The organism is Algoriphagus confluentis (genome assembly GCF_036245625.1).
Classification (GTDB): Bacteria; Bacteroidota; Bacteroidia; order Cytophagales; family Cyclobacteriaceae; genus Algoriphagus; species Algoriphagus confluentis.
In genome coordinates this window covers 276745-292632 of the sequence record NZ_BTPD01000005.1, presented here as the reverse complement: position 1 = coordinate 292632, position 15888 = coordinate 276745, and the positions used below count along the sequence as shown (strand labels likewise).

Sequence of the window (15888 nt, the reverse complement as noted above, 5' to 3'; positions counted from 1 at the left end):
ACCCTTCTGCTGTTAATTCTACTGGCTATGTCCCTCCAAGTCACCTCGGTACAAAACTGGGTCATCGACCGAGTCACGTCCTATCTGAATACAGGCTCGGAATTCACCACCGAAATAGGAAAAATTAAACTCAACTGGTGGGATGCCCTAGATTTGGAAGAAGTCAAAATCTACGACTCCAACGACAGCCTAATGATCGGGGTAGATCGCGCCCATGCAGACTTTGCGCTATTGAGCTTACTCCCTCCCGGTGATATTGTAATAGATCTAATCCGGCTGGAAAAAGCAAAAATCCACTTGCTCACCCATTCTGGAGACAGCCTACTCAATATCAACCAATGGGTCGATGAAATGAATGAACGTTTTGGCTCATCCCAATCCACTTCCAAACCTATTGGCATCAAGTTCAAAACCCTCGAACTCCGACAATCGGAATTTTATTTGGTCAATTACAACTCAGAGCCCACAGTGCAAGGCATGGACTATAGCCGGCTTCAATTTGATGAAATTACAGCCAATGCCGAAAACTTCACCTTAGCAGGCGCTACGATAGGAATTGACATCAAGACGCTGACAGGAAAAGAGCTCAATTCGGGCCTGAGAATTCGGGAGTTAAAAACCCAGCTAACCTACGACCCAGCCTATTTGGAACTGGATGCGCTTTCCTTGAAAACTGATAAAAGTGCCATTCAGGATTACCTGAGGCTGGATTTGATTGGTCCTGAGGGATACTCAGATTTTCTAAATCAAGTCAAAATCACCGCCAAGATGAATGAGACAAAAGTCCATCTCTCCGATTTGCGGCTTTTTGTTCCTGATTTACCGGAAATAGAAGATGTCATTTCTCTCAGCGGTACCGTCCTAGGCCCGGTTGCAGAAATCAAATCTGATGAATTCCTTCTTCGCTTAGGACAGAAAACAGCCATTTTCGGCTCCTTTTTATTGGATGGGTTGCCTGATTTTGAGAAAACTTACCTCAATCTTTCTCTCAAAAACTCTGTGATTTCTGCCAGGGAATTGGCTCCTTACCTTCCCGAAGATGTGGAAAAACAAATCAATAAGTTTAATCTGATTCGATTTGACACAGAATTCCAAGGAGTACCCACCCGCTTTGTGACCAATGGATCCTTCAAAACAAGCATCGGCAATCTGGAAGGAAGAATCACCTATGATTTGGTCAACAACCTTCCCTATATTGTTTCCAGAGTAAAAGTCCAGAATTTGGATTTGGGAATATTGGCAGAAGACCGGGAACTGCTTCAAAAGGTAAGCTTGGAGGGAAATGTGGATTTGAAAGGAAATTCCATAGAAAATCTGCTGGTAGACATGAAAGCTTCCATCAGTCAGATTGGGGTCAATTCCTATAATTTCACAGGAATTCGAACCGATGCAACGTATGGTTTGAATCTTTTCCGGGGAAACCTGGACATCAACGACCCCAACCTGATGGTTCAAATTGATGGTTATCTCAACCTCAACGAAGGGGTGGACTCCGTTCGGTTGATTGCCAATCTGGACACCCTGAATCTGGATCAGATCAATCTTTCGGAGAAACGGGCTTTCATTGCCGGCAAAATGGACATCAATACCAAGGGGGTCTCTCTGGATGAAATAACGGGAATAGCCAAATTTACCGACATGAAATTCGGGTATGAAGACCGCTTTCTGGATTTTGGCGGAGCCTATTTCCAATCCCTTTTTGCAGGAGGAACCCGCACGATTTCTCTCAATTCCGACTACATCGTGGCTGCCGCTTCCGGACAGTTCAATTTGGGACAAATGCTTCAGGATCTGGAAGTCTTGGGAAAGCAATACTTGGCCATTGTGCTGAATGAGCCCCAGCCGATTGCTGATTTGGAGAAGAATTTTTCTGAGCCTTACAATTTGGATCTCAATGTAAGGATGCCCAATATCAATCCAATCATTCAGCTCTTGGAGCCGGATTTTGCCATTTCAAAAAACACCATTTTGGAAGGAGCTTTCTACCAGACCACGGAGAATACTGTCTTCAACTTTTTTACAAGTATCGATACGTTAAGCTATCAGGACAAAACTGCATTTGGAACCAATATTGACTTCAACACATCCAAAATCATCAACAGTGAGGATATCTTGGCCTCATTTTATATCTACTCCAAGGAGCAAAAGATCGGGCAGCAGCTAGCCTTTACCAATCTGGGTCTTGAGGCAATCTGGAATCAAACCAATCTGGATTTAGAATTCAGCTTGGACCAGGACTCCACACAGAGCAAGGCCAGAATCGAGGCTGAGACCACATTTTCCAGTTCGGGTACTGAAATCCGATTCAAACCCTCCCTTCTTCGAGTGCTCGATAGAGAATGGGAGTTTGAGCCCACCAATCGGGTCACAATTGCTCAGGGGGAGATCACCTTTGAAAACCTAAACATTTTTAAAGAGGAACAGCTGCTGGGAGTAGAAGGTACAATCAGTGCAGACCCGGTAGAAAGTCTTCAAATCAATCTTCAAAAAGTCAGTCTTGACCTGTTGAATACAGTCACCAGTTATACCTTTGACGGAACGGCAACGGGTCAGCTTGTCCTTTCCAATCTGCAAGACCAGGCTAGATTCAAAGGCAATCTCTCCATCTCAGACATGGAGATCAATCAGTTTCCTATAGGTAATCTTCAGGCCAATGCTAGTTTGGATGAATCCGAAGTAAGACTGGGATTGACCAATGATATCAATGGGATAGAAAAAATCACAGCCAATGGCACCATCGGCCTGGACAGCAAAAACGTGGATGTGGAAGCGCGATTGGATGAAGCCAATTTGGTGATTTTTGAGCCTTTTCTTTCCCAATACATTACCAATCTGGGAGGAAACATGACCGGAAATCTGCAACTCAGAGGAACCTTGGATGTCCCGGAACTGATCGGAACCGGCAGACTCAATCAAGCCAAATTCCGAGTCAATTACCTTAATACCAGCTATCAGCTGGATGGAAGTGTCCTATTCCAACCCACCTTAATCAGTTTTCGTGATTTAGTACTCCGGGATATCAATGGCAATAGGGCCACCTTTACCGGAGGGGTCAGGCATCAAGGCTTCACGGACTTCAATCTAGACATCAATTCCCGACTGAATAATTTTCAGGTCTTGAACACCACAGCCCGGGAAAGTGAGATGTTTTACGGAACCGCCTACACATCCGGTACTTTGGAGGTGAAAGGAAGCACCAGCAATCTGAATATCAACGCATCCGTCACTTCCCAGCCCAACACACGGATGTATATCCCACTGGTGAGTAGCAATGATCAGTACCAGGAAGACTTCATCCAGATCATCAACATTCAGGATACCGTGCGGATCAATGCCTTGGCAGAAGAGGTCAACCGCCTGGATATCCAGAACGTACGGATGAATTTTATTCTGGATGTGACTCCAGACGCCTACGTAGAGATCATCATTGACCCAAAAACAGGGGAAAGTATTCAAGGAAGAGGGCGTGGAGTATTGACCATGAATGTTGACACCCAGGGCAATTTTGGACTCAGTGGCAACTATGAGATATCGGAAGGGCTCTATAACTTCTCCCTGTACAATGTGGTCAAAAAGCAGTTTATCATTCAGCCGGGAGGAAGAATCACCTGGTTTGGAGACCCTCTGCAAGGCATAATGAATTTGAGAGCAGTCTATGAAGAAAATGTAAACCTTCAGCCGCTAGCCAGCTCTACCGCCCTCCAGGAAAACAGCCAAATGAGACGAAGATTTCCACTGAAAGTCCTCATGGATCTGGAAGGGGAGCTCTTGTCCCCCAATATCAGCTTCAGCTTTGATTTCTCTGAGTTTCCCTCATCCGGGGATGTACAGACGACCATATCGGCCTTTCAAAACCGGGTAGCCGCCGATGAGCAGGAAATGAATCGACAAGTGGTATCGGTGATCATCAGCCGAAGCTTCTCTCCGGAGGGGGAATTTACCGGAGTAGCCACCATTTCCTCCAGCTTGAGCAGCTTGGTATCTTCTCAGCTGAACAACTTGATCGGAAGTTTGGACAAAAACCTCGAAATCAATATCGACTTGGCTACTTTGGATCAAAACGCCCTCGAAAACTTCCAGCTGAGCGTAGCATATACCTTCCTGGACGGAAGGCTGCGGGTATCCCGAGACGGGGGATTTACTGACAATCAAGGAAATGCCAATGCCGCTTCCATCATCGGAGACTGGCAGGCCGAATACCTGATCACGGAAGACGGGGTATATCGCCTGAGAATTTTTAACCGAAATAATTTCAATACCTTTACCTCGCTATCCTTGACACAAAATGTGCTCACCTACGGAGCTTCACTTACTCAAAACGTGTCATTCAACTCCTTCTCCGAACTCTTCAATATTATTTTTAAGAAAAAGAATAAGGAAAATCTGACCAACGACTCTGATGATTTCCTGAGAAGAGATTATCAGCCGGATGAAGACTGGACGCCTATTGATCTGGAAAAACTCCCCCCTTTCAGCCCTCCTGCCAAATCAGATACTACCCGGGTCATCCTACCCACCAAAGAAAATCTCTGAAACATTTACTGCCTTGGATCTATTCTTTTGAAAAAAATAATCATGAAAAAAACCACCCTTTTTTGGTTTCGCCGAGACCTGAGACTGGAAGACAACACCGGCCTTTACTATGCCTTGCAGCAGGAACATAACGTACTTCCCCTTTTCATTTTTGACAGCAATATTCTGGATCTTCTGGAGGAAAAAAAGGACGCAAGGGTCGAATTTATTCATAGAGAAATCCTGAATATCAAAGCTGAATTGGAGAAAAAAGGGGGGTCACTGCTGATGAAATATGGAAAGCCGGAAGAGCTATTTCCCAAGCTCTTGGAGGAGTTTGAGGTGGAATCCGTGTACACCAACCGGGATTATGAACCCTACGCAAAAGACCGCGACAAGAAAATAGAAAAGCTTTTGAAAGCGAAATCGGTCTCATTTTTTGCTTTCAAAGATCAGGTCATCTTTGAGCCCGGTGAAATCCTGAACGGTTCGGGAGAATTCTACAAGGTCTTTACTCCCTTTAGCAAGACTTGGCTGGACAAATTCAAGGAAAGCCAAGTGGAGCCATTGGGAGAACCGACATGGAAAAACCTGAAAAAGACCGATCCTCTACAGGAAATTTCCCTCAGGGATATGGGCTTTGAAAAATCAGGGATTGAAATCCCTCCTCGAGTCGCAGACAAAGACCTAATCAGCCATTACGACCAAACCCGAAACTTTCCAGCCAAAAACGGCACCTCCCGATTGGGAATTCATCTTCGCTTTGGGACCATCTCTATCCGAAAACTCGCCAAAACAGCCTACAGCCTCAATGACACCTACCTCAATGAATTGATTTGGAGGGAATTTTACATGATGATTTTGGGATACAATCCTCAAGTGGTAGATCATGCTTTCAAGCCTGCCTATGATCAGATTCCCTGGAGAAACAATGAGGAGGAATTTCAGGCTTGGTGCGAGGGAAAGACAGGATACCCGATAGTGGATGCCGGGATGCGTGAACTCAATACCACCGGCTACATGCACAACCGGGTCCGGATGATCGTAGCTTCCTTTCTCACCAAGCATCTCCTGATTGACTGGAGGTGGGGGGAAGCTTACTTTGCCAAAAAATTGCTTGATTTTGAGCTTGCCTCAAACAACGGCGGCTGGCAGTGGGCCGCGGGTACCGGTACGGATGCTCAGCCTTATTTCCGTGTTTTCAATCCGGAATCCCAAACTGAAAAATTTGACAAAGACCTGAAATACATCAAAAAATGGGTTCCGGAATTGGGTACTTCCAAGTACCCCAAACCGATCGTAGATCACAAATTTGCGAGACAAAGAGCCTTAGATACCTATAAAAAAGCCCTAGATCAATGAATATTGGAGACCGAGTCCGGTTGCTTCACGGAAAAGAGGAAGGCGTAATCCGCAGGATCTCCTCGAGCGGAAAAATAGAAGTGGAAATCGAGGATGGATTTGTCATTCCAGCCCTGAAATCGGAAGTGGTTCTGATTGCTTCTACGGAAAAAAACTATTTTGGAAATCAAGCCCAAACCGATCAGGAAACCTTCACCCCAGCTCCGATTTCAGCCCCAAAAGATCAGGGACTCTACTTGGCTTTTGTCCCGCTCAATGACCAAAACCTCAGTATCTACCTAATCAATGACAGCAGGCAGACCTACCTTTCCCATACCGCTGAGGTCTATGGGGACAATCACCGAACCCTTTTTGCGGGAACACTCAATGCCGGTGAGGCAAAAAAAATCGATGACCGACTGCTAAAGGAAATGGATGAATGGCCTGCGTTTCTTTTGCGATTTATCCCGATCCAAAATAAGCTGGAAAAAGCCATTCCTGCTTTTGAGCGACAGCTCAAAATGAAACCTACCCAGTTTTTTAAGCACCTGAGCAAAGCTCCTCTTCTGGACAAAAATGTCTACCTCTTCGCTCTCGAGCAGACCACCAAAGAATTGGATATCCGAAGTCTAAATTCGGAACTCAGTCAAATTAACCCAAGTCCAGCCCCTGCTCCAGTTCAAAAACCATCCCGCTCCATAGATCTCCACATCGAAGTGCTTCACTCCCAGCCCGAAAAGTTGAGTAATTCAGAGAAGATGCGGATTCAGCTGGAAGTTTTTGAAGAAAAACTCAATCAGGCCATCGCTTCCGGAATGGATGAAATCACCTTCATTCATGGTTTGGGAAATGGGATCTTGAGAAAAGAAATTCACAAGCGACTGAGTCAATTAGGAAATATTAAGTACTTTCAGGACACCCAGAAAGATCAGTGGGGCTATGGCGCCACTCTGGTGAGAATTTCCTAAAACATGTCCGTCAAAACATCGCCGGTATTCCTATACTTTGAGCAACAGCATGCTGAGGCAAAAGCTCTTTTCCTTGCCTTGGGTAAGCAAATCAAGACCAAAAAAGCGGTAGAGCTTCTTTCCAAACTGGAGTTTTTGGAGCTTTATTCGGACTTGATGGCGAAAATCCACTTTGAAAACGAGGACTTGGGAGTCAGTCTTTTTTCTCCCTTCAAGCGGCTGAAAAAATCCCTGCGGAAGATTCATCATCTCAAACTGGTGGAGAGAAACATTCAAAGCCGGGTAGCCCAGCAAAATCAGAGTATGGAAAGTTTTTCCGCTTACCTTTTGACAGAAAAACGAAACGTCCAGAAAGAAGCCTTCGATTTGGCAATAGGAAGCACGCTTAAGGTCTGGGACGATTTCTTAGTCAAAACCCACCAAAGCAGCAGGGGTATCAAACCACTGATGATCTCTACCGCAATCCATCAGCTCGCCAATGAGGAACTTGGCTACCTCCAAGAAGATATAGAAGTCCCTCTGAAGACGCAAACTTTTCCAGAGCTTTTCGAAAGCCTAAGGAAAATCATCATGCTGGAAAATCTTCTGATTCATCTGGGCTTCAATCCCATCTTTGTCTCTCAGATTCATGGGGAGATCCAAGGATTGAAAGAAAGTCTAAAACCTTGGTATGCCAATCACCTGAATCTGCAGGCGCTGTCCCATTTTTTGGCAGAAAAAGAAAACCCTTCCAAAAAATACCTGGAATGGGCCAAGGAACTCAAGGCAGAGAAGAAAAGCCTGTCTTCCCAAATAGAAAAACAGGCTGTTCGCTTGATGGAAAAGTTGGCCGTCTGATTAGATTTTTGCCAAAGCCTGAGCCAAATCGCTCATCAAATCCTCGGCATCCTCAACCCCCACACTGAGCCGGATCAAGGAATCGACTAAGCCCACTTTTTCGCGTTCAGCTTTGGGAATAGAAGCGTGAGTCATACTCGCCGGGTGACCGCAGAGAGATTCTACCCCACCCAAGGATTCTGCCAGAGAGAAAAGGTGCAGGTTTTCCATGACTGTTTTGGCATCTTCAAGTCGGTTGCCTGCCAAGGTGAATGAAATCATCCCTCCAAAGGAACGCATTTGCTTTTTCGCCACCTCGTAGTTGGGGTGATCTTCGAAACCCGGCCAATATACTTTCTCTACTTTAGGATGATTTTTCAGAAAAGCCGCTATGGTTTTCCCGTTTTGGGAATGTCTTTCCATCCGTAAGTGAAGCGTTTTGATCCCTCTGAGTACTAAAAAGCAATCTTGAGGTCCCGGAGTGGCTCCACAGGCATTCTGCAAAAAAACCAATCGGGAAGCCAGTTCATCGTCCTTGACCACCAAGGCGCCCATAACCACATCGGAGTGTCCTCCCAGGTACTTAGTCACTGAGTGCATGACGATATCAGCCCCCAAATCCAGAGGATTTTGAATGAAAGGAGAAGCGAAGGTATTGTCTACGGCCAAAAGCAAACCATGCTTTTTGGAAAAAGCCGCCATAGCCTCCAGGTCAATGATATTCATCATGGGATTGGTAGGAGTCTCCACCCATACCATTTTGGTTTTCTCGTTGACGTAGGCAGAAAGCTGCTCAGGATCTGCCATCGATACGAAGTGAAACTTGATCCCATACTTCTCAAAAACCTTGGTAAACAATCGGTAAGTACCCCCATACAGGTCATTGGTGGAAATGATTTCATCTCCGGGACTGAAAAGTTTGATGACCGAATCGATCGCTCCAAGACCCGAAGAAAAGCAAATCCCATGCTTGCCGTTTTCCAAGGCTGCCAAGCTGTCTTGGAGGGCAGTGCGGGTAGGATTGTGAGTACGGCTATATTCGTAACCCAAATGATCTCCCGGTGACTTCTGCACATAAGTGGATGTTTGGTAGATCGGGGTCATGATCGCCCCGGTAGAAGGGTCCGGACTTACTCCGGCATGTATGGCTTTGGTACCAAATTTCATTGTGGATATTTTTGAGTTTATATTCTTAAGTGGAGGATAGGTGATCGCGAGTGATTTCCGGAGAAAAACAGACTTTAAATGCTAAACTTGCCGATAAATACAACCAATACCCCCTGCATAAGGCCTCAAAGATGACAAAAAAGGCGAGCATTTTCAAAGTTTTGGAAAGGTACTTCAAGACCCATCCACTCGCTGTGATCGGGTGGGTCTGGGTGAGTATAGTACCGGCTATAGGCTCGTTGATTCTCCTTTCCCGGTATTTTCTCCTGGAGGAAATCGAGCTCACCTCCCCCGGGATTCAACTTTTGGTATTTGCAGGTATTTCCCTAGTCCTTGGCCTAGCTTTACTTCCTACCACATTGACTGCCATTGCTGTGGGATTCTTTTGGGGATGGATTGGATTTCCTGCTTTGGTAGGAGGATATATTTTAGCCAACCTGATCGGCTATGGATTAGGTAAGCTCTTGAATGAGGATTTTATGGAAATTCTTTACTCTCAACAGCCAAAATTGGAAAGAGAAATCGAAAATAGACTTAACCATCCTTCCAGTCTTATCTTTTTCATCCGCTTGAGTCCAGTTGTCCCTTTTGCAATTTCCAATTTTGTATTTGCTTCACTGAAAATCCCCTTGAGAAAGGTGATTTTATTTGGGATACCGGGCATGCTTCCCCGGACTTTCATTGCATTTGCTACAGGCTTGATCGCCAACTCCTTTTTGGGTGCTCGAGAGTCCATGAATCATCCCCTGCAAATCGTTATCGTATTGGCTTTGGTGATCATAAGCATATGGGGAATTTATCGTACCTGGACCAAGGCAAAAGCCTAGCGGAGCAGGTATATTTTTCCATACCCCTTGGTGAATCCCCGGTCTCCTGCGGTGGGTCTGTGTTCGACAAACTGGCCGTTTTTCCTTACCAAAACCCGATAGATATATACTCCGTTGGCCAGCTGATCTCCAAACTCATCCCTTCCATCCCAGGCATATTCGGTAATATTATTTCCAATGCGTATTGGACCCAATTCGTCTTGCAGGATTTCCCTGACCACCCTGCCGGTGACGGTCATGATCTGAATCTTGATCTCGTCAGGCACCTCCGCCCCGGTCACGGTGAAGACAAACCTTACAGAAGTACTGAAGGGGTTTGGATAGGGATAGAAATTGGTGATCGTAGATTCATTGACTACCTCAAAAGTAATCTCATAGGGCTGTTCAGAATCTTCATTGGTCACACGAAGGGTATAAACTCCATCTTCCAAAGGTCCTGGCAGTAGGGAAACTCTGAAATCTTCATTCTCTGATGCTGGAGACCAAGTCAGGTTGGGATTGGAGAAATTGATTCGCTGAAACTGACACCCCTCGCAATTCTGCCTTAGGAAAATCTCCAAACCAACCGTATCTGTTTTATAGATCAGGGTTTGGTCATTTTTCAGCAAAGCAGTGATCAGCACATTAGGAGAGACCAAATCTCCATCCATGATATAGATTCCGTCAAAATTCACATCCAGAAGGGAGGTAGAATTGTCTGCTTCTACCATGAAGGTCTTTTTCAAATCGATGAGGTTGTTCCGGAATGTCTGCTCTTGAAGAATCCTAGGATTGGCAAATACCTCAAGGGAGGTTTCCCCTGCTCGACCCAAACTGTTGAATTTTATTGCAAACTCCAATGATTCTCCGGCCTTCAAGGCTGGAAATTTTTTAGAGAAGTTCTCCACACGTTTGGTGGTAGTATTGGTCAAGGTCCAATCTACCCGAATGGAATCCAGGAAATCATACACCGAGGCATTTTTGAAAATAAACTCCACCTGAGCCTGCTGACCTTCACGAAGCAAAATGGGCTCACCGGGGTTTTTCTGTATCAAAACCCCTTCAGGCACCCCATCAAAATTGACTTGCCAGCGATCCAGTTGGGCAGGAGCGGTAGAGTTGGGATCGTCCATCCGATACTTGAGCCGCAGGTATGGGTAAACTTGAGGATTGATAAAAGAAAGGTCAACTTGCGGATCACGAATGGAACCAAGGATCACTTCCTCAGTGCCGTCCTCTTTGACTCCCAATACATCGAAAAAGGTGTTTTCCTCATTGATCCAAGTTCTTGCATTGACATTTTGGAAAAACCGCTCCCAATTGGACGAAGGTCCGATTCTAGGGGTGAATACCACGCCTTGGGTGATATATCCTTCCAGTCCGGTCTCGAAGCTTAGGGTTTGCTGATTGGCAGGGACTTCAAAAGCCGCATTCCCTACTATCTCAATCGCCTCACCTGGTCGCATGCCTTTTTTCCCATAAAGGATATAGGGATCGCCATTTTTTAGGGCCCTTAAGGTAGCCTCACTGGCTCCAAACTGCCGCAGACTTTGGAAAGCCCGATCCGGCCAGTCTCCGAAATTGACATTTCCCACCGAGAAGATGATCACATAATCCTGATCCTTGACCGCTCTTACGTATTCTTGCAGGATGGAATTGCCAGGATCGGTAATCCAGCTGTTTCGAATGCTCTGAATCATCTGAGGTACTCTACCACAGGCACGAGCATCCAGGATGTCAAATCCGGGAATAGGAATCGCCAGATAAGGAAGCAGGGATTTGTTATCAAATGACACCAAGCCCAAAGAGCCATTGGGGCAAAGCCGGCTGTTGGCATTGTTGGCATTGTCGATGATTTGAGGGATTTGATTTAGGTAAAATTGGGTATTTCTAAAGCTGAGCGAATCTACTCCGGCTCCGACTGTAAATACCTCAATCTCTGCTGTCTGCTTGATATATTCCCAAGTTCTTGTGGCTTCCGGCAAGGCCAGATTATCCAGTTGATTGATTCTCAACTGATCTTCATTCCTTTGGGTCCAGCCATTTGGAGCGTTTGGAATAAAGGAGAAGCTGGTCATCGTCCATTCGTCTGTCTCTCCTGGGGTAGGTTCCTGATACCTCGATCTCCAGAAGTAGGTGGTGGAATCGGTGCCGGCATTCAAGCGCACGGGCCATTCTGCCAAGCCTGAAGTCGTCACCCTCAATTCCTGCCTGAAAGGAGAATCGAACCGTGACGTGGTATCCATTTGGAGAATAAGCGTGCGGTTTTGGGTTAGCTTACCGGGGGCCTGTGCTGTCAGAGCGATTTCATTTTCGGATACTATTCCGAAGTCGGTAGGGAAAAGATGAAGTGTACCACTCAGTGGAATAAATGAAGTGAAGGATATGGAGTTGTTTAAAAAGGTCATTTCATCCACCTCCTGATCAGTATTCACCGAGATGGAAAACTCATTTTCTCCAGCGGCTTCCAGGTCAAAATTTGGAATGGAAAAAACCAGGGTATCAATTCGCATCACTGATGAAATCCTGACGGGATCAAATTCAAATACCGTCCCGTCAGGAAGCTTCCTGCTGACTTTGTACTGAATCGAGTCCGGGTGGGTGATCCCGATGTTTCTGAGGACAAAGCTCAGCTTCAGACTATCGGAAATGGCAGACAGAGGACTGTCATCGAAAGTACCCACCTCTACTTCCTGCGCACTAAGAGAATAATCCGGTTTATTGGCTGGAAAAAGCTTGGCTCCGGGATCACCTAGGATGACCATTTGCTCCATGTGGGAATAGCTCAGAGGATTGGTTCCGTATCGTTGAACGTAGCGCGTTTCGGCAGCTTGCTTGACCTCACCGACGGTACGCCAGATTTTGGAGCTATCCGCAAAAGCAAAAGCGTAGAACTCTTCAGAATATCTTCTCAAAAAAACGTCGATACCGATGGACGAATTGGCCATCACATGGGAGGCTCCTTTTTCGGGGGTGATTACCCAATCTTCACCTTGCGTGTATACGGTACTAAATGCAGATCCGTAATCACACCCGTTGAAGAGCATTAGTGGGTATTTCCCCCTATTGGCATAACCCAAAGTAGGATCCGAGACGAAGCCGATTTCAATATCTATCACTGTGGGGGCTCCATGCCCGAAAAAGGTCAGCATGCTTTTCCCTGAATTCAAATCTCCGGAAATGTCTATCACCTCTACTACTGAGTTGGAGCGCTTGCGGTAGGTTTTCACCTGACCTCCTAGAAATGGCCCCTCAGCGATCGTTTTAAACCCGTTGAGAAAACTAAAATATCGCTCCAGTTCAAACTCTGAAAGGCCTCCGCTGAGATGGACCAATTCTTTTTGCCAAGGCTCGGTCGCTCCCAAAAGATCCTTTTCTATGGCCTTATTTAGGTAGTCCTCCAGCTGCTGGGAGCTTTTTGCAGGAATTCTTCCTATCGCCAAAGCCGGGGTGAGGGGGTTTTGGGGATCCAATTCCAACCCATAAACATTGTCGGAAAAAGGAAAACCTCCTACCGGCACCAAATCCTGAAACGGAAAGGCTTGAGGAGCTTTTCTATAAAATACATTCTGCCCGTTGAGCCTGGCTTGAGAAAAAGTCGCCAAAGCTCTTCCTGCCAATAGCAGGTGGGTAGGTCGATGCACCGGGTAGTAGGACCTCAAAAACTCGTAGAGGGCAACCGCAGATTGCTCCCCGTAGGCAAACTGATCGTACAAGTCTTCCATCCTTACTATCAGTGTATCAAACCCTCCTCCCTGTGCCGAAGCCCGGTGCACTGCGTAGGATTTTAGAGGATTGGCGTATTGCGCGCTGGGCTTTTCCAGTTCCCGATGTCCTACTAAGATATAGTTTGCCTTTTGGCCCAAATAATTTCTGAACCTGACCGGCTTGATTTTCATTACCTGAAATACCTTGGACTCCTGCTGCAGGTAGATCTTGCTTGTTTTTGTGGGCACTCCAGCTTGCAATCTTTGGGAGGAAGGTGAGGATACCGACAGGATTTTCTCCGGAGAAAAGAAATCTGAGGCCTCTACGGCCACATAGGGTTCCTGAAGGGCATTGAGGTTCAGTTGGGAATTTCCTTCAGGAAAAAAAAGGACTTCCGAAGGGAAATTTCCTTGGGGGACCGTTCTCGTGTAGGTAATCTTGGCGTAGGCTATGGAGATGTTGTCAGCAGGCTCTGTACCGGAGGCGGTGACTCGGATGACCAAGGATCCATTGGAATTGAAGTCGGATCGGCTCAGACCCAGAGTAAGCTGGGGATAATTGAAGCCCTGAAATCCGGTAGAAGTCAGCGTTCGCTGAGATGCCGAAGTAGGGCCGGCAGAGATCACGGCGATATGGTTATTTTCTGACCTGCCCACCAGACCTATTTCCAGCTGGGCATTGATTACCCCTGGCAGGGCACCCAAGTCCGAAAACACCAGCTCCCGTGTACTCCCCTTGGTGATAATCCCACTCATCCATCCTTCCCCCAAATCAAAACTGGAGAGCCGAAAGCCGAATTGGTAGGCACGTCCCAAGGAGTAATTGTCTGAGAAAACCTGAAGCCTCTCGGTCTGAAAGGCTGAGGCCAGTGGCCCGTTTTGAGTCGGTGCAACCCTGAGGGACATTCTTTTGCCGGGAGTACCGGGAGTGACTGTCAGAAAAAACGCCGTTGAATCGGTGTAAGTATTGTAATATGGGTTAGGCAGCGTCTCAAATCGGGTATATAACCTTTTGTCCAGCTCGGCATCATTTCTTCTGCCTACAAACTCGATGTAGTCCCCATTTCCCATATTCCCGTCTTCCTCCCCACGGATATGGATACCCACTTCTTTTCCCCGATGGTACATCCGGATAAATCTGGGATCGGTAGTAGCGAGGTTAATTCCTGCAGCGGACAGGACTTCCGGATTGATTCTATAGATTCCATCCTCTGCCACAGCTATTTTGAAATAGGTTTGGGAATAGGAATACCAAGGGGATTCTTGGGCTTTGGAACTGAAGAAAAGCCCCAGGCACAGACACAAAAGGAATAGAGGTCTTCGTAGATGATTCATTCCCAAGCTTTAAATTTTTTTGACCCCGGCTGTAGTTTTTCCAGACTGACCCTTACACTGAATATGTGGGAATAGGGGCTCTCGGATACATCTCCCAAGTCGGAGAGGGCATAGTCAATCTGGAACAGCTCACTGATCAACACTCCTACCCCTACACTCGGAAGAAAGTTGAGAGATTCATTTCCCTGAAAGTCTTTGATGTATTGGAAATTACTCATTCCTCCCCGAAGAAATGCAGTCTTTTTAAATCCCAACTCCAAGCCAAATCTAGGATCTATGCTCATCACTTCACTGGAAATCAGGGTGTTTCTAGGTCCGTCATAGGTGGTTTCCAAATCCAAGGCTGTCAAAAGCTGAAAGGATTGACTCAATTTCCAATCGTAGGCTATGCTCGCAATGGCTTTGGGAAGGGTTATCTCCACCGTATTGACAGGAATTTCATTGTTGGTTTGGGAATAAATGTCCCTGACTTGATCTGCGTCGTGTGACCAGGCATTGTATGTGGTGGTAATATCCCGGATCATCAGGCCCAAGGTGAGTCTTTTGTGGATATACAAAGCTCCCAGATCGAGTCCAAAACCCCAAGCTTGGGCAAACTTCCCTACATTTCGATGAATCACTTTGGCATTGGCGCCTACCTTCCACTTATCGGAAAAGTCACGGGCAAAACTCAAAAGCAGGGCATAATCCGCTGCATTGAAAAACTGAATGTTGTCGTAATTTAAGGCGCCGTTGGCATCATAGAGAAATCGGGTATCCGGAATGTCATCCACACCGAACCGGATGAGGGACACCCCAATCTGGTTTTGGTCACCAAGCGGAGTACTGAATCCCAGGTAATCGTATTGAGCGATTCCTGCAAAATATTCGGCATGCATCAGAGAAACCTCGTATTGGTGCCTTAGTCCGGTAAGGGCTGCCGGATTCCAATAGGACGCGGTCACATCCCTGACAGCACCTACCTGAGCTCCCCCCATTCCCAAGGCTCGGGCACCTACACCGATACTCAAAAATTCATTGGAATATTTAGGAGTGAGACTCTGTCCATGAGCCTCCCTACCCAGAAGGATGGGGAAAAAGACAAGCAAAAAGAAGAGGGGCCTAGTCCGGTGTATTTTCACAACTACAAAATAACTCAAATTCTAACCCCACAAGCATCGAAGGAGATTCATTTGTATTAAATGATAAGGATTGTCCATTTACGCACACTTAAATGTAGCAATCTTGAACAACAAC

At 46.3% G+C, this 15888-nt stretch carries 8 protein-coding genes; 5 read left to right on the top strand and 3 right to left on the bottom strand.

Translation table 11 applies throughout. The annotated features are described in order from the left end of the window. Positions 1-27 precede the first annotated feature (27 nt). The 4 genes from AAA943_RS09520 to AAA943_RS09505 are packed head-to-tail and all read left to right on the top strand — an operon-like array spanning position 28 to position 7658. Positions 28-4533: a translocation/assembly module TamB domain-containing protein gene (locus tag AAA943_RS09520; RefSeq protein ID WP_338223996.1), complete on the top strand. Its 4506-nt coding sequence runs from the start codon at positions 28-30 to the stop codon at positions 4531-4533. Between the two features lie 42 nt (positions 4534-4575). Next, the gene (locus tag AAA943_RS09515; protein WP_338223995.1) at positions 4576-5874 is read left to right on the top strand and encodes a cryptochrome/photolyase family protein; all 1299 of its coding nucleotides are present in this window, start codon (positions 4576-4578) and stop codon (positions 5872-5874) included. Then, positions 5871-6821, top strand: coding sequence for a Smr/MutS family protein (locus AAA943_RS09510; RefSeq protein ID WP_338223994.1), 951 nt, complete (start codon positions 5871-5873; stop codon positions 6819-6821). Before AAA943_RS09515 ends, AAA943_RS09510 begins: the two co-directional genes overlap by 4 nt. 3 nt (positions 6822-6824) lie before the next feature. Further along, the gene (locus AAA943_RS09505) at positions 6825-7658 is read left to right on the top strand and encodes a hypothetical protein (protein WP_338223993.1); all 834 of its coding nucleotides are present in this window, start codon (positions 6825-6827) and stop codon (positions 7656-7658) included. Here the strand turns inward: AAA943_RS09505 and AAA943_RS09500 are convergent, their stop codons facing one another. Then, positions 7659-8825 (bottom strand): cystathionine gamma-synthase, encoded by a 1167-nt coding sequence (locus tag AAA943_RS09500; RefSeq protein WP_338224072.1) that lies wholly within the window; start codon positions 8823-8825, stop codon positions 7659-7661. Between the two features lie 110 nt (positions 8826-8935). Between AAA943_RS09500 and AAA943_RS09495 the strand changes: the two genes are divergently transcribed. Beyond that, a complete protein-coding gene (locus tag AAA943_RS09495; RefSeq protein WP_338223992.1) occupies positions 8936-9631 on the top strand; it encodes a TVP38/TMEM64 family protein in 696 nt (231 codons plus the stop codon). Here the strand turns inward: AAA943_RS09495 and porU2 are convergent. Together porU2 and AAA943_RS09485 are read right to left on the bottom strand one after the other, a co-directional pair. Beyond that, on the bottom strand, positions 9628-14652 hold the full coding sequence (gene porU2, locus AAA943_RS09490; RefSeq protein ID WP_338223991.1) for a putative type IX secretion system sortase PorU2: 5025 nt from the start codon (positions 14650-14652) through the stop codon (positions 9628-9630). The genes AAA943_RS09495 and porU2 overlap by 4 nt on opposite strands. After that, on the bottom strand, positions 14649-15740 hold the full coding sequence (locus AAA943_RS09485; protein WP_338223990.1) for a putative type IX sorting system protein PorV2: 1092 nt from the start codon (positions 15738-15740) through the stop codon (positions 14649-14651). Before AAA943_RS09485 ends, porU2 begins: the two co-directional genes overlap by 4 nt. Positions 15741-15888: the final 148 nt, after the last annotated feature.

Bases quoted from the DNA above. Each gene is read 5' to 3' on its own strand.
- AAA943_RS09520 (WP_338223996.1), top strand. From the start codon at position 28: ATGTCCCTCCAAGTCACCTCGGTACAAAACTGGGTCATCGACCGAGTC.
- AAA943_RS09505 (WP_338223993.1), top strand. From the start codon at position 6,825: ATGTCCGTCAAAACATCGCCGGTATTCCTATACTTTGAGCAACAGCAT.
- AAA943_RS09510 (WP_338223994.1), top strand. From the start codon at position 5,871: ATGAATATTGGAGACCGAGTCCGGTTGCTTCACGGAAAAGAGGAAGGC.
- AAA943_RS09495 (WP_338223992.1), top strand. From the start codon at position 8,936: ATGACAAAAAAGGCGAGCATTTTCAAAGTTTTGGAAAGGTACTTCAAG.
- AAA943_RS09515 (WP_338223995.1), top strand. From the start codon at position 4,576: ATGAAAAAAACCACCCTTTTTTGGTTTCGCCGAGACCTGAGACTGGAA.
- porU2 (WP_338223991.1), bottom strand. From the start codon at position 14,652: ATGAATCATCTACGAAGACCTCTATTCCTTTTGTGTCTGTGCCTGGGG.